This is a genomic window from Arthrobacter sp. HMSC08H08 (assembly GCF_001807575.1).
Taxonomy (GTDB): domain Bacteria; phylum Actinomycetota; class Actinomycetes; order Actinomycetales; family Micrococcaceae; genus Pseudoglutamicibacter; species Pseudoglutamicibacter albus.
The window spans coordinates 217,853-238,767 of sequence record NZ_KV789376.1 but is presented as its reverse complement, the minus strand read 5'-3'; the positions used below and the strand labels follow the sequence as shown (position 1 = coordinate 238,767).

The 20,915-nt window shown below is 59.3% G+C and carries 16 protein-coding genes; 7 read left to right on the top strand and 9 right to left on the bottom strand.

The features are described 5' to 3' along the window. Positions 1–51: 51 nt before the first annotated feature. The 3 genes from HMPREF3175_RS02350 to lipB form a co-directional block, all read right to left on the bottom strand. Positions 52–807, bottom strand: a complete 756-nt coding sequence (locus HMPREF3175_RS02350; protein ID WP_141739808.1) for a hypothetical protein — start codon at positions 805–807, stop codon at positions 52–54. Positions 808–877: 70 nt separating this feature from the next. Then, on the bottom strand, positions 878–1,876 hold the full coding sequence (lipA, locus tag HMPREF3175_RS02345; RefSeq protein ID WP_035754501.1) for a lipoyl synthase: 999 nt from the start codon (positions 1,874–1,876) through the stop codon (positions 878–880). Beyond that, a complete protein-coding gene (gene lipB / locus HMPREF3175_RS02340; RefSeq protein ID WP_256173888.1) occupies positions 1,873–2,580 on the bottom strand; it encodes a lipoyl(octanoyl) transferase LipB in 708 nt (235 codons plus the stop codon). Before lipB ends, lipA begins: the two co-directional genes overlap by 4 nt. Positions 2,581–2,766: 186 nt before the next feature. Here lipB and HMPREF3175_RS02335 point away from each other — a divergent pair, with 186 nt between their 5' ends. Continuing rightward, complete coding sequence (locus HMPREF3175_RS02335; RefSeq protein WP_070490510.1) at positions 2,767–4,377, top strand: protein kinase domain-containing protein; 1,611 nt, start codon at positions 2,767–2,769, stop codon at positions 4,375–4,377. 4 nt (positions 4,378–4,381) lie between these two features. Here the strand turns inward: HMPREF3175_RS02335 and HMPREF3175_RS02330 are convergent, their stop codons facing one another. From HMPREF3175_RS02330 to HMPREF3175_RS02315, 4 genes are all read right to left on the bottom strand, one after another. Further along, a complete protein-coding gene (locus HMPREF3175_RS02330; RefSeq protein ID WP_035754502.1) occupies positions 4,382–4,732 on the bottom strand; it encodes a hypothetical protein in 351 nt (116 codons plus the stop codon). A gap of 131 nt (positions 4,733–4,863) precedes the next feature. Continuing rightward, positions 4,864–6,669 carry a 2-oxoglutarate dehydrogenase, E2 component, dihydrolipoamide succinyltransferase gene (sucB, locus tag HMPREF3175_RS02325; protein ID WP_070490508.1) on the bottom strand — a complete coding sequence of 602 codons (1,806 nt, stop codon included), beginning with the start codon at positions 6,667–6,669 and terminating at the stop codon, positions 4,864–4,866. 206 nt (positions 6,670–6,875) lie between these two features. Then, positions 6,876–8,252, bottom strand: a complete 1,377-nt coding sequence (lpdA, locus tag HMPREF3175_RS02320; protein WP_070490506.1) for a dihydrolipoyl dehydrogenase — start codon at positions 8,250–8,252, stop codon at positions 6,876–6,878. 220 nt (positions 8,253–8,472) lie between these two features. After that, the gene (locus tag HMPREF3175_RS02315; protein WP_070490504.1) at positions 8,473–9,969 is read right to left on the bottom strand and encodes a leucyl aminopeptidase; all 1,497 of its coding nucleotides are present in this window, start codon (positions 9,967–9,969) and stop codon (positions 8,473–8,475) included. Positions 9,970–10,171: 202 nt separating this feature from the next. Between HMPREF3175_RS02315 and HMPREF3175_RS02310 the strand changes: the two genes are divergently transcribed. The 4 genes from HMPREF3175_RS02310 (at position 10,172) to HMPREF3175_RS02295 (ending at position 15,863) form a co-directional block, all read left to right on the top strand. Then, complete coding sequence (locus HMPREF3175_RS02310; protein ID WP_070507092.1) at positions 10,172–11,233, top strand: PAC2 family protein; 1,062 nt, start codon at positions 10,172–10,174, stop codon at positions 11,231–11,233. After that, on the top strand, positions 11,223–12,557 hold the full coding sequence (locus HMPREF3175_RS02305) for an MFS transporter (RefSeq protein ID WP_176744691.1): 1,335 nt from the start codon (positions 11,223–11,225) through the stop codon (positions 12,555–12,557). Before HMPREF3175_RS02310 ends, HMPREF3175_RS02305 begins: the two co-directional genes overlap by 11 nt. 187 nt (positions 12,558–12,744) lie before the next feature. Continuing rightward, the gene (locus tag HMPREF3175_RS02300; protein WP_070490498.1) at positions 12,745–13,926 is read left to right on the top strand and encodes a hypothetical protein; all 1,182 of its coding nucleotides are present in this window, start codon (positions 12,745–12,747) and stop codon (positions 13,924–13,926) included. A 227-nt stretch (positions 13,927–14,153) separates the two neighbouring features. Next, entirely contained in the window at positions 14,154–15,863 is a 1,710-nt protein-coding gene (locus HMPREF3175_RS02295) for an RNA polymerase sigma factor (protein WP_070490496.1), read from the top strand. Between the two features lie 89 nt (positions 15,864–15,952). On the opposite strand, the gene HMPREF3175_RS02290 is transcribed toward HMPREF3175_RS02295, so the two are convergent. Next, positions 15,953–16,309: a DUF2218 domain-containing protein gene (locus HMPREF3175_RS02290; protein WP_070490494.1), complete on the bottom strand. Its 357-nt coding sequence runs from the start codon at positions 16,307–16,309 to the stop codon at positions 15,953–15,955. Between the two features lie 93 nt (positions 16,310–16,402). Then, on the bottom strand, positions 16,403–16,603 hold the full coding sequence (locus HMPREF3175_RS02285) for a DUF7455 domain-containing protein (protein WP_035754512.1): 201 nt from the start codon (positions 16,601–16,603) through the stop codon (positions 16,403–16,405). A gap of 263 nt (positions 16,604–16,866) precedes the next feature. Here HMPREF3175_RS02285 and HMPREF3175_RS02280 point away from each other — a divergent pair, with 263 nt between their 5' ends. Next, positions 16,867–18,975, top strand: coding sequence for a DNA gyrase/topoisomerase IV subunit B (locus HMPREF3175_RS02280; RefSeq protein ID WP_070490492.1), 2,109 nt, complete (start codon positions 16,867–16,869; stop codon positions 18,973–18,975). Continuing rightward, positions 18,972–20,915 carry a glycosyltransferase gene (locus HMPREF3175_RS02275; RefSeq protein ID WP_070490490.1) on the top strand — a complete coding sequence of 648 codons (1,944 nt, stop codon included), beginning with the start codon at positions 18,972–18,974 and terminating at the stop codon, positions 20,913–20,915. The genes HMPREF3175_RS02280 and HMPREF3175_RS02275 overlap by 4 nt, the downstream gene beginning before the upstream one ends.

The window sequence follows — 20,915 nt, the reverse complement described above, 5'->3', positions numbered from 1 at the left end:
CCATTCTAGACGGTCACGCCGGTAATGCTTGAGCTAACGCGGGACTGTGCTCTATTCTTTAGCGCCGGCTGTCGATTCATGTGTCTGGAAACGGATCCGGGAAGATTCGACGTATTCAGGGTAGCTCTGGTTCCCCGGGTCCTTCATGGCAGGGCGGCGCACATGCATCCACAACTGCGTGCCATCCACGGTGGAAGGCTTGTCAGATTTCTTAGATTTATCGGATGCAGCTTTTTTCGAGTTGAGGTCCTTGACCTGATACAAGCACCAACCCGTGACTGGAGCCCCAGATTCAGGCGCGGACAACGGGGTGATATCGAAATCTTCGTATGCATCGACCTTGTTGAGATCTTCAGCATAGGCCGCAATGACCTGATGCGATACCCCCGGTACGTAGCTCGATGCGCGCGAGACCTGGATCCACGAACAGCTCGGTTCGTTCATCGTGGTCTCGCCTGGTGTCACCTCAACCTGCGCCAGGAGCCATCCCGTGCCTTTCGGCGGATCAGGTAGCCCTTGTGGGTTCACGAGAACCTGTTTGATAGTGAACGCGTGTTCAAGAACCGGGTCCTTGAGTGTATGCGCGCTCACGGGGGTGAGGTCTTTCGGCCACGCATCGAGCTCCTCGGAGGGTTCTTCGCTCGGTGTAGGGCTTGCCGATGTACTCGCAGACGTGGTCGGTGTCGGTTCAGCCGGTGCCGGGTTTTCCTGGGATCCGCACGCACCCAGGGCTGCCAAGGCAAGCAAACCCACCACGGTAGCGGTAGCTATCCGCGGTATGGGTTGGCTGGTGGGCGTTTCAAACATTGATGGCAGACCCCGTCGCTCTGGATTCCGTTGCCTTAGACCTTCGCGTTCAGCTTCGGCGGTTGCTGAGTTAGACGAGCGAAGCGGCTTCTTGACGTGCCGAACCGGTGTCGTCGATGTGGCTGAGGTGGGACGGGATCTCCCTGCCGGTGTTCTTCATGGCGCGAGCCCACAAACGCCCAGAACGGTAGGAGGAACGGACCAACGGCCCAGCCATGACGGCACCGAAACCGATCTCTTCTGCTTCTTCGCTGAGCTCAACGAACTCAGCAGGGGTGACCCACCGGTCTACCGGTAGGTGCAGCTGTGTTGGGCGCAGGTACTGGGTCAACGTGATGATGTCGGTGCCGGCCTCGTGCAGATCACGGAGGGCCTCAGAGATCTCTTCGCGGGTTTCACCCATACCGAGGATCAAGTTGGATTTGGTGATGAGCCCGCGGTCCTTGCCGTAACGGATCACGTCCATGGAACGCTCGTAGCGGAATGCGGGGCGGATGCGTTTGAAGATACGCGGCACGGTTTCTACATTGTGCGCATACACCTCAGGGCCGGATTCCACGATCTGATCGAGGGCGGCCGGCTCGCCGTTGAAGTCGGGGATAAGCAGTTCGATGCCGGTGTTCGGGTTCAGCTCATGAACCTTACGTACGGTTTCCGCATACAGCCATGCCCCGCCATCGTCGAGGTCGTCACGTGCCACACCGGTTACGGTCGCGTAGCGTAGCTGCATCTCACGGATCGACTCAGCGACTTTGAGCGGTTCGGTTGGGTCGAGCGGCTGTGGTTTGCCGGTGTCAATCTGGCAGAAATCACAACGCCGGGTACACTGCGAGCCGCCGATCAAAAACGATGCTTCGCGGTCTTCCCAGCATTCAAAAATATTAGGGCAACCGGCTTCCTCGCACACGGTGTGCAGGCCTTTAGCATGGACGTCTTTCTTGAGGCTCACGTATTCAGGGCCGATGTTGAGCTCGGCGCGGATCCACTCAGGCTTCCGGTCCACAGGGACAGCCGCGTTGCGTGCTTCGACGCGCAAAAGACGGCGGCCTTCTGGTGCTGGGGTGCTCATGCTTGAGTGTTCTCCTTGATGTTTTGCTGCTCAGATTCGTTCTCGGGTGTGGTAACCACGGGGGCAAGCTCCTCCAAGAGGTGCCCGCTTAAGGACTCAACCACATCGGCCACTTCGATGTTCCTGCCTGCCTGCAACGCCATCGTGGTGACTCCGGAATCCTGGATACCGCACGGAACAATCACATCGTAGGGGGCGAGGCTGTTGTTGACGTTGAGGGAGAGCCCATGCATCGAAACACCGTTATCGATGTGGAGGCCGATCGCGGCGATCTTCTCATCCTGTACGCCCTCTTTCAGCACCCAGACGCCCGCGCGTTGCTCGACGCGCTGGGCGGTGATCCCGAAATCAGCGACAGTCTTGATGATCGCTTCTTCCAACGCCCACACGAAGGATTTGATCGCGGCACGATCCCGTAGAGGAACGATCGGGTAGGCCACCAGCTGGCCGGGGCCATGCCACGTAATGAGACCGCCGCGGTCAACATCGACTACCGGGGTTCCGTCAGTGGGGCGATCGGAATCTTGTGTGCGGCGGCCCGCTGTGTACGTTGGCGGATGCTCCAGCATGATCACGGTCGGCTGAACATTCCCGGAAACTACCTCGTCATGGATCCGCTGCTGCAGACTCCACGCCTTCATATACTCCACGGCGTCTTTGCCATAACCGGGTTCCAACACGTTGATGCTCATGCTCTCCAGCATAATCCCCACGACCGCGCACACCGGAGTTAGGGGATAACGCCGGGGACTACGTGGCCTGTGAATAACGGAAAATCTGTGTCTAGACGCCCTACCTGTGGACAACCGAGCAGGGAAGGCGGGAAATGCTGCACACTGAATCCAGAACGTCCACGGATTGAGTTTTATGACGCGGAGAGTGAGGGCACCATGGCATACGAGCCCCAAGACCCAGACGCTCACGGTAGCGATCCCGAAGGCTGTGAGCCTGAAGCCACTGATTTTGAAGACTCAGAGCATGAGGATGCTCCACTGAGCCGGGATGACCCGTTCATGCGAGTCATTACAGGTTCTGATACCTCGCCGGATTTGAGCCGTGACATCCGCCAGTACCTTCGCTCAGGTGGGGAAGCGGATGTGCATTTTGAAAACTATGACGGCCTGACGGCTGCCGTACGGAGGGGCAGAGCAACCGCCCAGCACGATATGCCGAGCCCTCCGGCGGCGTGGGATCACCCGCACCTGGTCAAGATTCTTTCCGACGCCGAAGATGTTTATCGTGAGGAGGCGCCAGCTGGGACGGCTGCTGAAGACACGCGGCGGCTCGTGATGGAAGCTGTCCCTGGAGGGTCAGCGGCTGATCTGATCGAGGCGCGAGGCTCGCTTCCGGTAGGGGAGGCGGTGACGTTGCTCGTGCCGATCGCCCAAGCCTTGACACACCTTCACGCGCACGGCGCGGTGCACGGAGATGTGAGCCCGCAGAACGTGATGTTCCGGGCCGACGGAGCCCCGGTTTTGATCGATCCGGGTAATGCACGTTCCCTCGGGGCGGCGCCTGCCAAAAGTTTCACTGAAGGGTTCGCACCAGCAGAGGAAGTAGCGGATCAAGCCCGCGACGTGTGGGGTTGGGGAGCTCTCGCCTGGTTCGTTGTGACAGGGGAGCCACCAGCTGCAGCCGAACACCGTGTTCCGTTGCCTCTCACGGTCAAGGGCATCGACGAACGCTTCGCGCAACTGATCGATGATTGCTTATCAGTTGATCCGCGCGAACGCCCAGCCGCAGAGGAACTTGCCCCGGAGGTTTTGGCTGTTCAAGAACCAGAGCCGTTGAACATTGACGAGGCTGTACGTGCCGAGGGGCGGGCCTTGATGCTGACTCAACACAGGCCTGGCAAACGCGCAGCTGGCGCCAGGCTTGGTTCGCGTTTACGTGGAGCGAAGATCACGCCAACCACGGCGATCATCGGGGTCGCAGCACTCGGAATGCTCACAGTTGCCGGACTCATGGTTTTCGCTGGCCCGCGTTCGCAGGATGCCGCGCAAGCTACGCAGACTACCGTAGCGAAGCCTGTAGCGAGCGCATCCAGCACCGAGGACGCGCCAGGCAAACAAGCCGGATCGAGTCAGCGTGCATCAGAGGATGAACGACTCACACGGGCCGATGTCGAAAAACAGCTTAAAGCACGGATGGCTGCGCTCAAGCAGCGTGACGTAGCGGCTTTAGACAAGGTCTATACCGTCAAGGCCGCCGGTTTGAAGAGTGATCGGCAGATGCTTGAGAAGATGCAAGCAGAGAAGCAGCGGTTTGCAGGTGTCGAGATGAAGCTGGAACGCGTGAGCATCGATACCAAGCAGAAGAAAGGCAAGCTTGCTTCAGCGGTTGTTGAAGTGAAGCTGAAGGCTCACTCGATAGAAACGGAGACTGGCCGCGTTGTTTCTCGCGAAGCAGGCCGTACGGATGTTCTTGATGTGGGCTTTAAACGCGTTGGCCGCAGCTGGAAGATAGAAACCATCGCAGCTGCGGCCAAGCCTAAAGGATAGCGGTTTAGCGGCCCAAGATAGCGAAGAAGATGGTGAGGAAGCCGAGGCCACCCACACCGTGGGCGAGCCCAGTTGGGACTTCCTGGCCCTTCTTTGCCTTGCCGTAGCCGATGAGTGCGCACACCAGGATGATTAGACCCAACAGGAACTTGATGCCGAACCACATGTGGTTGATCTGGCCGCCGATGGCCATTGTGGTGCCGAACATGCCAAGGCCGGTGACTACCTGGATGATCGCGCCGTAAACCTGCCACACGGTCACGGTTGCTGGCTTGAAATGAGTGAGCCAGCTACCAACAATCGCGGCCAGGCCAACCATGTGCAGCGCCAGGAGAATATCTTGCAGTACGTGCATGAAAAGGTCCTTGTCCAAGCGGGAGCTTAGGTAGAAATCTAGGAATGTGGGATCCGCGGTACATGGCTCCGGGGCCGCTACCTGACGGTTGCGGCCCCGGGATCATGTCAATACGCGGACGGCTAGCAGTCTTAGAGGCCGAGCTCTGACGCGAACTCTGCGTTCTCAAGCTGCGCCTTGACGGTCTGCAGGAAGCGACCCGCGTCAGCGCCGTCAACGAGTCGGTGATCGTAGGTCAACGACAAGTACATCATGTGGCGAATAGCGATCGCGTCATTGCCGTATTCGTCGGTGACAACGCGTGGACGCTTCTCGATAACACCGGTACCCAGGATTCCGACGTTTGGCTGGTTGATGATCGGGGTATCGAACAGCGCACCGACCGAACCGATGTTGGTGATCGAGAAGGTCGAACCAGCCAGGTCAGACGGGCTGAGCTTGTTGGTGCGTGCCTTCTCAGCGGATTCGGCGATCTTCTTAGCCACGCCGGCCAGCGACAAGTCGCCGGCGTCTGCGATGACCGGAACCAACAGGCCACGTTCGGTGTCCACAGCCATGCCGATGTGCTCGGCGTCGTGGTAGGTGATCTCCTGCTTCTCCTCGTCGTAGGAGGCGTTGAACGCAGGGATCTGGGTCAGAGCGTGCGTGACGGCCTTCGTGATGAACGGCAGGTAGGTCAGGTTGACGCCGTGGGTCTGCTGGAAGGAAGCCTTAGCCTGCTTGCGCAACTGCACGATACGGGTCATGTCGACTTCCTGGACCTGGGTCAGCTGGGTCGAGATGTCCAGCGACTCACGCATGCGGGAAGCGATGACCTGACGGATACGTGGCGCCTTGACGGTGGTGCCACGAACCTTGAGCGCCTCAGGCGAAGGAACATTCGAAGGTGCTTTCGCTGCAGAGCCGGAAGATGCCGAGCCAGCGGATGCAGCCGCCGAAGCTGCTGGCTGCGAAGCGGAGGCGGACTTCTGCTTCTCAATCGCTGCTTCAACATCCTGCTTGCGGATGCGGCCGCCAACGCCGGTACCTTCGATTGAGTTCAAGTCAACGCCGTTGTCGTTGGCGAGCTTGCGGACGATCGGGGTCACGTAGCCGGCAGCGGACTTATTAGCTGGTGCCGATGACGTTTCTTCCTTCGAAGCAGGCTCAGGCTGAGCCTCTTCCTGAGGTTCGTCTTTGGCCTCTGGCTTGGACTCTTCAGCTGCTTCTTCAGTAGCCTCGTCTGCCGAGGATTCTTCCTCAGCTGGTTCCTCGGAAGCTTCTTCCTTCGAATCATCGGAGGAGGAAGCGGAGCCGGAACCGACGACCGCCAGGACCTGGCCAACCTCGACGTCCTCGTCTTCTTCGACCTTGATCTCAAGCAAGGTGCCTGCCACAGGGGAAGGGACCTCGGTATCGACCTTGTCGGTGGAGACCTCGATGAGTGGCTCGTCAACGTCGACGGAGTCGCCGACTTCCTTGAGCCAACGGGTCACGGTGCCTTCGGTCACGGATTCGCCAAGCTCAGGGAGCTTGATCTCGGTCTTCTCGCCAGAATCCTCAGCCCCGGAATCCTTGGAACCAGAATCCTCAGCCCCGGAATCCTCGTTGTCTTCAGCAGCGGAGTCTTCTTCAGCGGACTCTTCCTCTGCCGTGGATTCTTCGGCCTCCTCGGCGGAGTCTTCACCGGAATCGTCGGAGTCGCTATCGGAGCTACCTTCGCCATCGCCGATCACGACCAGCGGGGCGCCTACCTCGATGTCTTCGTCTTCATCAACGAGGATCTCCTGGATAACGCCAGCTACTGGCGATGGGATTTCGGTGTCGACCTTATCGGTGGAGACCTCCACCAACGGTTCGTCTACTTCGATGGAATCGCCGACGGATTTCAGCCAGCGGGTCACGGTTCCTTCGGTAACTGATTCGCCCAGTTCGGGCAGGTTCACGGTCTCAGACATCGGAACTCACTCCTGTTCTATGCCCCGCGAATTCTGCAACCGGCGGAGCTGTCTTGATCACGTTACCCAAGAAACTGTGATGTCCCCGGGCCGTCAATGGTTGTGGTGATAACGCTATACGTATAAGCCTAAGCCGCCGGTGAGCCCGAAAGCACGTGCGATGTCCTCTTGTGTTCGAGCTCACCGGCAACTATAGAGCGTAAGAGCTAGCCGTGGAGAGGCTTTCCGGCCAATGCCAGGGCAACCTCGCCCAGGGACTCGTTCTGGGTTGGGTGGGCGTGGACGAGGTGAGCGACGTCTTCTGGGTATGCTTCCCAGTTCACAATCAGCTGTGCCTCACCGATCTGTTCACCGAAGCGGCCACCGATGCCGGTCACACCCACGATAGGTCCTTCCTTGACGCGGATCATCTTCACGATGCCGCCGGTGCCGAGGATCGAGGACTTACCGTTGCCGGCGAGGTTGTATTCGGAAACCTCGATGCTGTCCTTACCGAACTTCTCTTCAGCCTTTGGCTGCGAGTAGCCAACAGACATGATCTGTGGCTCGCAGAAGGTGACCTTCGGGATGTTGATGTCTTCAACGATGATCGGGTTCTGGCCGGCGATCTCTTCGGCAACGAAGATGCCGTGCTGGTAGCCGCGGTGTGCCAGCTGGACGCCTGGGACGATGTCACCGATCGCGTAGATGTTACCGACCCCGGTGTGGAGGCGCTCGTTGGTGATCACGAAACCGCGGTCGACCTCGATGCCCTGTTCTTCGTAGCCGAAGCCTTCGGTGACAGGTGCGCGGCCAACAGCAACCAAAACGAGCTCTGCTTCGAGCGAGGTGCCGTCAGCGAGCTTGACGGTCGCCTTCTCGTCATCCTGGGTGACTTCTTCGAAGAAGACGCCGGTCTTGGACTTGATGCCCTTCTTCTTGAACTCGCGTTCAAGGACCTTGATGATCGCCGGGTCTTCGTTCGGTACCAGCGATGGCAGGCCCTCAACAACGGTCACGTCAACGCCGAAGGAGTTCCACATGGATGCGAACTCGACGCCGATCACGCCGCCGCCGAGTACGATCGCGGACTCCGGAAGGTAATCCATCTCGAGTGCCTCGGTGGAGGTGATGACGCGGCCGGTGATGTCAATGCCCATGGTCTTGGTTTTGGAACCGGTAGCCAGGACGATGTTCTTGCCCTTGTATTCGGTACCGTCCACAGTCACGGTGTCAGGGCCGGTGAGCTTACCTTCACCTTCGATGACCTCGATCTTGCGCATCTTGATCAGGCCGGACAAGCCACGGAACTTGCCCTGGACGATACCGTCCTTGTTCTTCTTGACGGTAGCCATGTCGATGGAGTCAAGAGTCGTGTTGACGCCGTACTTGGATGAGGTGCGGGCTTCGTCTGCGAGCTCTGCGGAGTGCAGGTACGCCTTGGTTGGGATACAGCCGGTGTGCAGGCAGGTGCCGCCCAGCTTGCTGCGCTCAACCAGGCCAACCTTCATGCCCAGCTGTGCTGAGCGAAGAGCTGCTGAGTAGCCGGCGGAACCTCCGCCGAGGACCAACACGTCAAATTCTGTCGTTGCCGATTCGGCCACGGAATGCTCCCTTAGGTCGGTGTTGAGATGCTTCTATTATGTTAGCCCCTGCGGCGATGTTTGTGGACAGAAGAGGGCCTGGCGGCCGGTGAAATAAGCCACGAGCCAATTTCGTGCCCTCACCTGGCCTTTCTCTGGCTAGGGGATGGCTGGGTGGGCCGCCAGGCCTCTCGTGTCCGTTGTTGGATTGCCCCAGCCGTGTGGGCTGCGGCGCTACGGGTTAGTTGTTGCCGAGGTTGGCCGCTACTTCAACAAGGGTGCGCAGCGCGTAGCCGGTTCCTTCCTTAGGCGTATGACCCCACGGTGCCTTGTTGTTGAAGGATGGACCGGCGATGTCGATGTGGCCCCAGGTTGGCTTGGAATCATCATCGTCCTTGGCGCCCACGAATTCGCGCAGGAACGCAGCTGCCTTGAGCATTCCGCCGTTGCGGTCCCCTGAGTTGCGCAGGTCTGCGGTGACTGAGTCGAGGTCCTTGCGGATCTCTTCTGGGATCGGCATGGTCCACAGCAGTTCGCCGGTGGACTCAGCAGCTGCCTCGATCGCGGAGGTCGCTTCCTCATCGCCCATGATGCCCGCGGTACGCTGCCCCAGAGCGACCAGCTGCGCGCCGGTCAAGGTAGCGATGTCCAGCAGCAGGTCTGGGTTTTCTTCCGAGGCCTTGGTCAGGCCATCGCCCAAGACAAGGCGGCCCTCGGCATCGGTGTTTGTGACCTCGACGGTGGTGCCTTTGTACATGGTCAGCACGTCACCTGGGCGGGTAGCGGAACCGGAAGGCATGTTCTCTGCCAGGCACAGCCAGCCGGTCACACGGGTTTCCAGGCCGAGCTCAGCAGCAGCCAAGACCGCATGCAGGGTAGTGGCCGCACCGGTCATGTCAGACTTCATCTCTTCCATACCTGGTGCTGGCTTGAGGGAGATGCCGCCGGTATCGAACGTGATGCCCTTACCCACGATCGCCAGGTGCTTAGCCTTCTTGGACGGCGTGTAGGAAACCTTGACCAGGCGCGGGCCACGCTCGGAGCCGCGGCCAACACCGATGATGCCTCCGAAACCCTCCTGGGCGAGGCGTTTCTCATCCCACACCTCAACCTTGACCTTGGTGCCGGAGGCCTGCTCCTGAGCGTATTCGGCGAAAGTCTCCGGGAACAGGTCAGCGGGGGAGGTGTTGACGAGAGCACGGACCTGCTTGGCGTGGCGAGTCACGATAGCAGCACGCTCAACGATCTTCTTGACAGACTTATCGTTGGCCAGGCTCGTTGCGACAACAGCCTGCTCGAGCGGGTTGCCTTTAGCCGGTTTGGAAGACTTGTAGGCGCGGAAAGCCCACGAACCCAACGAGGCACCCTCAAGGGCGGCTGCCAGCAACTCCGGCTCTTCAGCAGGGAAACGCAACAGCGCCGTCTCACGCCCGGAAAGAGCGCGGGCCGCAACACCAGCTGCACGGCGCAGGTCCTCCGGTGTTGGGTCCGTCACAGAACCCAAACCAACAACAACCGCGAGCGAACCGTTATCGCCAGCACCTGGAACCTGGGCTACCTTGCCAGCATCAGCACTGAAAGCCAGCTCCTCAAGGGCCTGATCCAGACCCTCTGGAGCATCCCCCAGAACCACTGCCGCATCATTCTCGGCGCGAGCAACCCACACGGTCGCATCAGGTTTGAGGCCGGACTCGTCCGGGGCAATGACTGAAAGCGTGAAATCATCAATGGCGTGCACTGGTGTGAAATCTCCTTGTATGAATCGAGGAGGCCGAGAGATCTCGGCCACGAGTAGTAGCACGTGAATTGGGCCACTATCTCCAGCATATGCGCACCATGCACGCAGGTCGCGGGAACAAATGATGTTCCCGCTGTGTTATAGAAGCAGTAACGAATACCTCTCACGCGAGGGCACGGCACGGAAGGAGCGTCTCACCAAGGTGTTAGGAGATGACATCATCGATGTGCACGGCAGGGCACAACAACAGATAGCAGGGGCCAACCTGCCTGTTGTCGTCCTGGTAGATGGTGCCTTCGATGCCGGCTCCGGGGTGCGCATGATGCGCCGGACAATCCGTAGTGAAATGGATGTGACACCTCTAGCCGAATTCGACTCCGACCTCCTGATCGACCACCGCGCCCGCCGCCCCCACATCACCTTCGAAAACGGCACGTTCAAGGACTACCGGGCACCACGCCTCGGCGTCGACATCGTCACCGATGAACTCGGCAACCAAGCGATCCTGCTCTGCGGCTCCGAACCGGTGATCGCATGGGAACGCGTCGTGATGGCGGTGACCGACCTGCTGGAATCAGTCGGATCCAACGAAGTATCCGTCGTGCACTCGATGCCGCTACCAGTCCCACACACACGCCCAGTTGTGGTGCGCGAACACGGTGACTCAGGCGGGCTAGAAAGCGGGCCATTCAGGCTTCCCGCATCGTTTTCACACCTGCTTGAAACCCGGCTGACCGAACACGGCTTCAACGTCAAAGGCATGACCATCCAGGTCCCGCATTACATCGCTGAATCCGACTATCCGGCCGCCGCAGTAGCCGGCCTGGACGCCATCGCGGCCCACGCCGGGATCTCCGCGCCCAGCGAACAACTACGCGAACTAGGGCGCGCCGTAGACGCCCAAATCGAAGAACAACTACACAACAACACCGAGGCGACCACCATGATCGAAGGCCTCGAGAAACGCTACGACATGGAAACCCCACTGCTGCGTTCCTCCACCGCGCTCGCCGAAGACGAATCCGAACTACCGGATGGCGACCAGATCGCGGCTGCGGCGCAAAAGTATCTGAGCAACGTATCTGACGCTTTCGTTGAAGACGCAGAAACCCTGGATCAACTCGAAGCCGCGCCACAAACATCAGAAGCCGGGCCACACACCTCAGGCGAGCACTCGGACGTTGGAGGCCAGCACACGGCTGCTGCAGACGAGCACACGGATGTTACAGACCAGCAGGCGGGCGAGCAGGCTGATGATGAATAAGACGAGCCGTGGCGCATGGCTCGTGTGGGGCGTTGCTGTTTTCGCCTACATGGTTTCTGTCACGCAACGCACGTCTTTCGGTGTTGCGGGTTTGGACGCAACCGAGCGTTTCAACGCAACGGCTGCGGTGTTGGGTACGTTCGGCGTCGTGCAGTTGGTTGTGTACGCCGCGCTACAGATCCCGGTCGGCACGCTGGTGGACCGGTTCGGTTCGCGGTGGATGATCGCGATCGGCGCGGTACTCATGGCGGCTGGTCAGTTTGTTCTGGCGTTAGCCAACGATGTTGTGCAGGGCTATGTGGGGCGCGTTTTAGTGGGTGCCGGGGACGCGATGACATTTGTGTCCGTGATGCGTTTGGTGCCGGCCTGGTTTGCGCCACGTATGAACCCTGTGATGTCTCAACTGACGGGTACGTTGGGGCAAGTTGGTCAGCTGGTTTCCCTCTTTCCGGTCGCATTCCTTTTGGGTTGGCGTGGCTGGAGCACAACATTCGTTTCCCTGGCAGCGATGAGTGTTTTGGCGTGTGCGCTTACGGTCATCGCGGTGAGGGACTTTCCGGGAGGTAAGCGGCCGAGCCATTCCGGTGGGCAACGGTTGTCGCTTCTGAGCCAGATCAAGGCGGTAGCCGTGAGCCCGGGGACGTGGCTTGGGTTCTGGACACACTGGTTGGGCGCGTTTTCGATCAACGTGTTTCTGCTCGTATGGGGTTATCCATACTTGGTTTCCGGGATGGGGTATTCACCGGCGCAGGCGAGCACTGTGATGAGTATGTTCGTGTTTGTCGCGATGGTGTTCGGTCCTATCCTCGGTGTTCTGGTTGCCCGCTTCCTGTACCGGCGTTCGCTCATGGTCATCCTGATATCGATGGCAGGGTTGGCGTGCTGGGTCGCGTTGATTGTGTGGCCTGGCGGGGCGCCGCTGTGGATGAACTTCCTTGCCGCTTTCGTTTTGGCCTGCGGTGGCCCGGCATCGATGATCGCGTTCGACTTCACGCGCACGGAGAACCCTGCCCACGTTGCAGGAACGGCGACCGGCGTTGCGAACGTGGGCTCTTTCTCCGGTGGTCTTATCGCGATCGGCGGCGTGGGTTTTGTGCTCGATGCGGTGGCTGGCCACCCCGATGCCGCGGGGGCGGATGCCGGCGGTGCCCTCTATACGTTGGAAGGTTTCCAACTCGCGTTCACCGTGGTGCTGGCCATCTTTGTGATCGGGTATATCGGGTTCTTCATCTCTTTGCGCCTGGTACGGCGCCGCTACCCGGACTATGCGTCGCTGAGGCGAGTGTTCATGCAGCAAATACGCGCGCGCCGCCGGGTTAAATAACGTAAGGCTAGACGGCTCAGAGCTAGAGGCCACAGGTCTACCTAGCGGTGGCAAGGCTGAGATAGAAAGCCTCGCACCGGCTGGTTGCCGGGGGTTCGGGAATCCACACCCTCTTAATCCTCGGCTCGATATCCACTGTTTTATCGTGAGTTCACCACGGGTTTCGTAGACCGGCTGGAATCGGTCTATGAGTATTTCTGATCTTTCCCCAGAAGCACATGAAGGCGCAGGGCCACGTGAAGACAGCAGCGCTGGCCGCAGGCGCATCGGGCATTTCTGTCACCTGATACGCGGCGTTGAACAGCGCTGTGAGCAACAGCCGCATCACGCAGTGGTTTTGATCCTGACTGATGAACATGACGTCTGGACTTCAACCGTTCGGTGTGATGCGTGGACATTGCAAGACCTCGAACGGTGCGAACGCGTTGTGCAACAAAGCGCCTCCCAAGCCCACCGCATCATCATAGGGCTCTATGACACGGCAGCAGCGGGGCGCAGATGGGCTGAAGCCTGTGCACAGAGGTGGCCGAACATCGTGATGGCCTACGCGGTCGAAGAATCCCGGTGGTTCTCAAACAGCGCTCTTCAGGAAGGCGGACACTGGGCACCGCACTACGCGGCGGTGCGTTCCACGGAACCGGTCAACCATGCCACGGCACATTATTCAACCGCCGCCCGCGCCGCCCGCGCCGCCCGCGCCGTCAGCGTTGGCGGCGTGAAAGAGGCGTACGAGGTGCCTGAATGTGCGAAAGAGCTTTTCCGCGAGGCGTACCCGTGTGCGCAGCGGGAACGGGACCGCGCGCTCATGACCGGCATATGGCACATGGTGGATGTGTGGGAGTGGGTGCTCAAACAACATGAGATCCGCGAAACACAACCTGGGCCACACTCACACACGAGCGATCAATACGTTGGGGTGTGGACCCATTCACTCGTGCACGTGGTCGCCGCCGTATGCGCGCAGCTTGAAGTCACAACAGAGCGTGAACGCATGATCCAGCAGATCACGGTGCCGTGCAAACACGTATCCGAGGTCGAATACAGGGAGGTCTTCACGGGGCAGTGGGGCGGCCCGATGTCAGCTGATGGGCTTCGTGCCCACCGCTCCATCATCGAGTACGCATGCACGATGATCACGGCTACTGGCCGGGGCCCTCTAGCGATAGCACTCGCGATGCTGGCATGGATCGAATGGGCACTCGGGAACAGAAACAAAGCCATGCGAAACATCGAGGAGGCCCTTCGGTACGAAAGCCAGTTCACGAGCTTAGAAGAAACTCCGGAGCTGAGTACGTTTGTCCGCCACGTCAAAGAGGTGCTGGAAGCTAGGGCTTATCCGCGATGGATAGAAAGACCTCCAGGCGGGTGAGCGGGGCTCTCTTCCCGGTGCGAGGCGGGGCAGCGGCGAGTTGTGCAAAAATCTTTCGGGTCACGGGAACAAAAACGGTATAGCCGTGGTTGAACCTTAACGACCCTTCAGTTTCAGGGGCTATAACGCGGCTGAGCGTGCGCCAACTTACCTGGGACTTGACAGGGTCTTAGTAGCGTGAGCACCCCTTAGCCACGCACGAATCTTGCTGACCAGAAAGGGAACTCGTGCCAGCGAAGACCTCCTCGAAGTCAACGGACACCGCAACGGCGGAGCCAAAAGCCACTACGTCGAGCACGGCGAAGAAGACGCCAACTAAGAAGGCTGCTTCAACAAAGTCGACTGCGACGAAGGCGAGCGCAACCAAGACCGCAGCGACAAAGGCTTCTACCGCTAAGTCCGGTTCGTCCAAGACTGCAACGAAGAAGACGGCCGCAGCTAAGAGCACCGCGGCTAAGTCGAGCGCGGCAACGAAGACCACGGCAACAAAAAAGACGACGGCTACCAAGAAGACCGCCGCCAAGAGCACGGCTGCGAAGGCTACCGCTGCGGCTAAGAAGACCTCGACCGCCGCCAAGACCAAGGCCGCGGCAGCGAAAGCCGCCGAGGAAGCGGAAGAGACCGAAGAAGAAACGGCTAGCACCGCTAAGAAGACCACTGCCAAGAAAGCCACGGCCAAGAAGACTGCTACCCGTAAGCCGGCGGCTAAGAAGACGGCCGCCGCATCGGCTGCAAAGAAGTCCAAAGCTAAAGTTGAAGACGAAGAAGAACCGGACGAGTTCGTAGACGAAGACCTCGAAGATGAGGACGATGCCGTCGATGAGGATCACGACCTCGAAGACGACGTCGATGAGGAAGACGAGGACGCCGAGAAGGACGAGGCCGAGCAGCGTCACGGCCAGGAAAAGCAAGGCGAATCCAAGTCCGGGAAAAAAGAAAACGAAGAGTCTAAGGGCTTCACCCTCACCACCAGCGACGAAGACGACGCACCGCAACAGCAGGTTACCGTCGCCGGCGCGACCGCTGACCCGGTCAAGGACTACCTCAAACAGATCGGTAAAGTCGCGCTGCTGACCGCGGCGGAAGAAGTCGATCTCGCGTTGCGTATCGAGGCGGGCCTGTTTGCCCAACACAAGCTCGACGAAGCGAAAGAAAAAGGCAAGCGCATGGATAAGCGCCTGCGCTACGACTACGAACAGATTGTTCACGACGGCCGCATCGCCAAGAACCACCTGTTGGAGGCGAACCTGCGTCTCGTCGTATCGTTGGCCAAACGCTACACCGGCCGCGGCATGCTGTTCTTGGACCTCATCCAGGAAGGCAACCTCGGCTTGATCCGCGCAGTCGAGAAGTTCGACTACACCAAGGGCTTTAAGTTCTCGACTTACGCAACCTGGTGGATCCGTCAGGCGATCACCCGCGCTATGGCAGACCAGGCCCGCACCATCCGTATCCCCGTGCACATGGTTGAAGTCATCAACAAGCTCGCACGCGTGCAACGCCAGATGTTGCAGGACCTCGGCCGCGAACCGACCCCGGAAGAGCTCGCTAAAGAGCTCGACATGACCCCGGAACGCGTCGTTGAGGTTCAAAAATACGGTCGCGAACCGATCTCGCTACACACCCCGCTCGGCGAAGACGGCGATTCCGAATTCGGTGACCTCATCGAAGACTCCGAGGCGATCGTCCCAGCTGACGCCGTGTCGTTCACCCTCCTGCAGGAGCAGCTGCACACTGTGCTCGATACGTTGTCCGAGCGCGAAGCAGGGGTTGTGGCCATGCGCTTCGGCTTGACCGACGGCCAGCCGAAGACCCTTGATGAGATCGGCAAGGTCTATGGCGTGACCCGCGAACGCATCCGCCAGATCGAATCCAAGACGATGTCTAAGCTGCGCCACCCATCCCGCTCCCAGGTGCTACGCGACTACCTCGACTAGACACCAGAGGCAACGGGCGCAATAGACGCATCGGGGCGGGCATCCAACAGGATGCCCGCCCCGAAGCGTTAACCAAAGAACTAAAACAGTTACATATCTGCGCGCTGATGCTCAGGGTAGTGCGCTTCACGCCCGTGAATGAAACGCCACAAATGACCCGTCACGACTTTCTCCAAGCGTTCAAGGGACTCCTCGTTTGAAGCGTGGTGCGTCACCGCAACGCCACGTTCCGGCTCGCACACCAGCAACGTGTAGTTCGACTCATCGGGCGTTGTGCCGTCATCAGTGAAAGCCAGCCTTGTGCCAGCCTCAGCATCGGAACTTACGAAACGTGCACGGTCAGGCCCGCCATCCGGGTCAGGCTTGACCCGGGTCAAGTGGGACAGCAGCTGCTTTACGTAGCGTTCGGGCCGCTCGGTCTCAACGAAGAGGGAGGACGTCAGCACGGGTTCACCTCAATGGGATAGGAGTCTTGCTGGGATAAGACTGGGTACGGAAGCTCGCCGCTGGCACTGCTTATGCCTGCGTTGAGGCATTAACTAGGCGTTGACGGTCAGCTGATCCGATTCATCCAGCCATTCGCTGGTTTGTGGGCGCAGGGATTCCTCAACCGCGCGGGCGTGGTGCGCGCAGAACAACAGCTGCCCGCCGGAAGCCAATGTGGCGCGGATGTAGGCTTGAGCGCCGCACTTATCGCAACGATCAGCGGTAGTGAGCTCTCGAGTTGCTGTCGCGTTCATAAGATCCTCCTATAGCTAACGCAGAATCTGTAGCTACTTACTGTAACCATGCGAGCCCGGAACACAGTCCCGCGGCGTGCCGAATTTCACCACTGGCGTATCCAGGCCTGTAGTGCGACTCGGCTATGCGACTTTAGTTGCACTTCCTTGACGCTACCGAACCTTATTCTTGAAGTGTAGGTTCCTTAGGGTAGAGGGCCTCACAAGAGGCTACATAGAAGTTCTCACCAGATTCAGTACAGTTCCCTGCGAAAGGCATTATCGTGTCCCAGCGATCCGAGTATTCGGCCCGCCATTTGTCAGTCCTTGAAGGGCTTGAGGCGGTTCGTAAACGCCCGGGCATGTATATCGGCTCAACCGATTCGCGCGGCCTCATGCATTGCCTGTGGGAGATTATCGATAACTCGGTCGATGAGGCTCTGGCTGACTTCGCCTCGACAATCACCATCACGATGCACGCGGACGGTTCAGTCGAAGTGTCCGATGATGGCCGCGGCATCCCTGTCGATGTCGAGCCTCGTACCGGGCTCTCTGGCCTGGAGGTGGTCTTCACCAAGTTGCACGCCGGCGGTAAGTTCGGTGGCGGTTCCTACACCGCATCAGGTGGTTTGCACGGTGTTGGTGCATCCGTTGTCAACGCGCTTTCATCGCGCCTGGACGTCGAGGTTGACCGGGGTGGTAAGACCTACCGGATGCAGTTCCGCCGCGGAGAACCGGGCGCCTACACCGATAAGGGGCAGCCGAAACCAGATGCCCCGTTCACCGCTTACAGTGAGCCACGGCAACCCGAGGTGGTTGGTAAAGCTAAGCGCGGGGTCACTGGGACTCGGGTCCGTTATTGGGCCGATCCGCAAATCTTCACCCCGGATGCCGCGTTCGATGTCGCCGCTCTTGAGCGTCGCGCCCGTCAGACCGCGTTCCTGGTTCCGGGCCTACGCATCGTGCTGCGTGATGAACGTCGTCTCCAGCAGGCTGACGGAACCAGGGCTGAGATCACCGAAGAGGTCATGCAGTATGACGGCGGACTTGTCGAGTTCGTTGATCACCTCGCCGTGGACGCTTCCGTAACTGATACGTGGAAGCTGCAGGGTAGCGGGACCTTCACGGAATCCGTGCCGGTCCTGGATGAGCAGGGACATGCGAGCATGCAAGACGTCGAGCGGACCTGCGATGTTGACATCGCGCTACGTTGGGGGATCGGTTACGACACGACAGTGCGCTCCTTCGTCAACATTATCGCGACACCGAAGGGCGGCACGCACCTTGCCGGTTTCGAAAACGGGTTGACGCGCGCTGTTCGTGACGCGATCAAAACGAATGCGCGCCGGCTGAAAGCAGGCGATGATAAGCCTGATAAGGAGGACGTGCTGGCTGGGCTGACCGCGGTCGTGACCGTGCGTTTGGCTGAGCCGCAGTTCGAAGGCCAAACCAAGGAGGTTCTGGGTACATCCGCGGTGCGCCAGATTGTCTCCCGTGTGGTGACGCAGGGCATCAAGGAGAAACTTTCAGCGCGGGGCCGCCAAGATAAGGCGCAAGCCACGGCCGTGATGGAGAAGGTCGTCAACGAGATGAAGTCCCGCATCTCGGCGCGCAAACATAAGGAAACTCAACGGCGCAAGACCGCCCTGGAGTCCTCATCGTTGCCGGCCAAGCTTCTGGACTGCCGCACTAAAGACGTTGAGCGTTCCGAGCTGTTCATTGTTGAGGGGGACTCCGCGCTCGGCACCGCGCGTTTGGCGCGTTCCTCGGAGTTCCAGGCCTTGTTGCCTATCCGAGGAAAGATCCTCAACGTTCAGAAAGCCTCGGTTGCGGACATGCTCTCTAACGCTGAGTGTGCAGCGATCATCCAGGTGGTTGGGGCGGGTTCTGGCCGCACGTTTGAACTCGATCAGGCGAGGTATCAGAAGGTCATCATCATGACGGATGCTGACGTCGATGGCGCTCACATCCGCACGCTGTTGTTGACGCTGTTCTACCGGTATATGCGCCCGATGGTCGAGGACGGCCGTGTCTACGCCGCTGTCCCTCCGTTGCACAGGATTGAGATTGTGCACCGCGGCTCAAAACCGAATGAGGTGCTCTACACCTATTCGGAAGCTGAACTGCACCAGGTTTTGAAGCGCATCGAAGAAGAGGGCCTGTCCTATAAAGAGCCAATCCAGCGTTATAAGGGCTTGGGCGAGATGGACGCAGAGCAGCTAGCGGAAACAACCATGGACCGGCATACCCGCACACTACGCCGAGTGCGACTTGAAGAAGCGTCATCAGCCGAGCGGATCTTCGACTTGTTGATGGGCTCAGATGTTGCACCGCGCAAGGAATTTTTGATCGAATCTGCCGACCGACTTGAGAAGGAACAGATTGACGCATGAGCCCCATAAAACCCCTTTTTAACAAGCTGTTCAACAAACGCGAGGAACGTCTACCGTTGACGCCCAACGGTGTGCTTCCCGAGGGCGAGTACTACACGCTCTTATGGGGCATCGCTGACTCGTACGGCGGTATGACGACCGTCTCACTTGAACGCACGAGCGCGTTCGCTCGCGAAGACAACCGCTACGTCACGATTCTGACGTTTGACCCCAAGCTGGATCCGGAAGAACGCGGCGAACGTTTGCGTTCCCAGGGGTTCCTGGATGAGCGTGTTCAGATCCGTAACGTGTGGCATGACCTGCGCGCCTGGCCAGATGCGATGCTGCAACGGATGGCCGGTAAGCAGAAACCGGACCAAGCAAGTGCATCGGACATTCTGGAAGCGCCTGCTAAAAAGCGTGACCGACGCAGTATTAAGTTGGAGCGCCGCAACGCTGAAGGGAAGCTGCTACAACGCGACTTCTATTCCGAGCAGGGCAATATTGTGCTCAGTGACCGCCTCGATATGAAAACCAAGGGCGAACCAGGTGGCAGGCGCCTCGCCCTGTTCAACAGCAACGGCGAGGTCATCGCTCAGTGGGCTTCCGCGACCAGCATGTATATGGCCTGGATGGACGTCGTACTTGATGGCAAACGCAGCTACATCAACGTGGATTCTGCATTCGCCGCTAACCTATTCCACCGCTACCGCCGCAAGAATGTGGTTGTGACGAGCGTTCTGCACAACAACCACTTGGCGCGTGATCCCAAAGTGGAAGGGGAGTTGTATAGGAGCAAGTTCCCGCTGTTCAAAAACATCGGCGCCTACGATGCTTTGATCACGCTGACACAGAATCAACGCCGCGATCTGATTGAGATCGGCTTTCCGGCCGGGAACTTACACCGCATCTCAAACCCCACCGAAGACCTCGACGGGGATACCGAAAAGCCTCGTGATCCGCGGTTCGGGGCGACGCTGGCGCGGCTGGTTTCGGTTAAACGCGTGGACCACAGCATCAAGGCGGTAGCACGTGCAGGCCACGACGTCCCGGGACTCAAGCTGGATATCTACGGTGAGGGCGATGAACACGATTCTCTGGCTGAGCTGATCGAAGAGTCAGATACGTCGGCAACGATCACGTTGAAGGGGCACGATCAGAAAGCCAAAAAGGTTTATCTGGACGCCTCGTTCAGTCTCTTGACGAGCGTTTTCGAAGGGCAAGGGCTCGTCGTGCTCGAAAGCATGTCTGCCGGGTGTATCCCGATCGTCTACGACATCAAATACGGGCCAGCCGAAATCATTACCGACGGTGTGGACGGTTTCCTCGTCCCGCCCGGCGATGTTGAGGCATTGGCTCAAACGGTGGCCAAGGTGGCAACCATGAGCCAGGAAGAACTCACCACGATGAGGAGGGCGGCCCGCAAGCGTGCCGCAGACTTCTTCGAGCCAAACATTGTGCGCGAATGGGGTCAGGTGCTCGCCGAGTTACCCTTCGGTGCGATCAGCCGGGCGGCCTTCACCGCCAACGCTGAATCGGTCGAGTTTACCGGCGCGACCGAAGCGGAGCCCGTGGGCATCGATCCAGAGGGTTCATTCGAGGTCAAGATCAAGGTTGAGGCCACTGAACGCGGGGAAGCCATCGATGTGCCTGAGCTTGAGGATCTTGCGCTCGCGTGGACTTTCCGTGGCACTAAGCTCTACCGCCGTGTGCCTGCGCGCATCGAAGGCGATACTGTAACCGCTACTATCCCGATGGAAACCTTCGCACGGTTGCCGAAAGGCGTTGTCGACTTCAGCCTCGTGTTCCGTACCGGACGGCGCCTATATCAACCGCGCGTGGCAGCCGGCAACGTGGAGCTACCGCTGGATTCCGGCAAGATGCGAGCCTATTCAACGGAACAGGATAATCTGAGCGTCCGGCTCCGTGCGGTTGAGTCAAGCGACGGCGCTGCAGCCTGA

Coding starts and splice junctions, on each gene's coding strand:
- HMPREF3175_RS02285 (WP_035754512.1), bottom strand. CDS start 16,603: ATGAACGCGACAGCAACTCGAGAGCTCACTACCGCTGATCGTTGCGAT.
- HMPREF3175_RS02300 (WP_070490498.1), top strand. CDS start 12,745: ATGAGTATTTCTGATCTTTCCCCAGAAGCACATGAAGGCGCAGGGCCA.
- HMPREF3175_RS02305 (WP_176744691.1), top strand. CDS start 11,223: ATGATGAATAAGACGAGCCGTGGCGCATGGCTCGTGTGGGGCGTTGCT.
- HMPREF3175_RS02275 (WP_070490490.1), top strand. CDS start 18,972: ATGAGCCCCATAAAACCCCTTTTTAACAAGCTGTTCAACAAACGCGAG.
- sucB (WP_070490508.1), bottom strand. CDS start 6,669: ATGTCTGAGACCGTGAACCTGCCCGAACTGGGCGAATCAGTTACCGAA.
- lipA (WP_035754501.1), bottom strand. CDS start 1,876: ATGAGCACCCCAGCACCAGAAGGCCGCCGTCTTTTGCGCGTCGAAGCA.
- lipB (WP_256173888.1), bottom strand. CDS start 2,580: ATGCTGGAGAGCATGAGCATCAACGTGTTGGAACCCGGTTATGGCAAA.
- HMPREF3175_RS02330 (WP_035754502.1), bottom strand. CDS start 4,732: ATGCACGTACTGCAAGATATTCTCCTGGCGCTGCACATGGTTGGCCTG.
- HMPREF3175_RS02335 (WP_070490510.1), top strand. CDS start 2,767: ATGGCATACGAGCCCCAAGACCCAGACGCTCACGGTAGCGATCCCGAA.
- HMPREF3175_RS02350 (WP_141739808.1), bottom strand. CDS start 807: ATGTTTGAAACGCCCACCAGCCAACCCATACCGCGGATAGCTACCGCT.